We start from the raw sequence: 927 nt of genomic DNA on the forward strand, positions 1-927 counted from the left end.
CGCGCAGCGCGCCGGCCAGGGCCTCGCCGGCGGCCTCGAGGTCGGCCATGCCCGCCGGCGGGGCGAGGCGGGCCAGGCGCAGGTCCAGCTCCTCGGCGCTGGCGACCCCGCGCCGGGCGTAGACGCGGCGCAGGACCGGGTGGAGGTCGGGCGGCAGGTCCTCGGGCAGCGCCGCCGGCGTGCGCCGGCGGATGCGCTCAGCCACCCTCCCCTCCGGCGGCCAGCCAGCGCGCCAGGGGCCGGGGCCGGCGCCACAGCCGGCGCAGCCCCCCGCGGGTGAGGGCCACGGCGTGCTCGGCGCCGGCCTCGGTCTGCAGCTCCAGGGCGTCCCACTGCCCGACGGCGTCGCTCTCGCCGCGCAGCGCCGCCAGCGCCGGCGCCGCCAGCGTCCGCTCGACGGCGGCGACGGCGTCGAGCCAGGCCGTGCCGTCGGCCGTCGCCAGCGCCGTCTCCGCCCAGCTGACGCTGAGCAGGGTCCGCCCCTGGGGCTCGACGGCGGGCATGGCGCCGACCAGCTCGCCGTGGCTGGCGCCGGCGAGCGCGGCCAGCCCGCACCAGGCCGGCTCGTCGCTGTAGACCCGCTCCCAGGGGAAGGCGCCCGGCGCCGGCGGGCACGTGCCCGCCCCCCAGGGCCACAGGGCGTTGACGGGGAGCGCGCCCCGCTCCTGGCGGTCCCGGTTGATGGGGTGGTCGTAGAGCGCCATCTCGAGCTCGTTGAGCACCGCCGACCACGCCGGCGCGCCGCCCTCCGGGCCGCGCAGGGCCGCCGGGTCGATGCAGCGCCCGGCGAGCCGGTAGGGCGACGGCCGCTGGGGCAGCGGGTGGGGCGACTCGAGGTACCACCGCCCGCTGGCGGCGCGGTGCAGGCGTACGCCGTGGCCGGCGAGCAGGTCGGCCAGGTCGGTCTCCAGGCGGGCCGCCTGGAGA

Annotated in this window: 2 pseudogenes; both read right to left on the bottom strand. The window is 81.0% G+C overall.

Annotation, left to right across the window (positions count from 1 at the left end):
* Positions 1 to 205, bottom strand: a pseudogene (locus CKO13_RS12365) (single-stranded-DNA-specific exonuclease RecJ); the annotation flags it as partial.
* Positions 198 to 927, bottom strand: a pseudogene (locus CKO13_RS12370) (hypothetical protein); the annotation flags it as partial. The pseudogenes CKO13_RS12370 and CKO13_RS12365, both read right to left, overlap by 8 nt.

The sequence above is a fragment of the Halorhodospira neutriphila genome (assembly GCF_016584055.1).
GTDB lineage: Bacteria > Pseudomonadota > Gammaproteobacteria > Nitrococcales > Halorhodospiraceae > Halorhodospira > Halorhodospira neutriphila.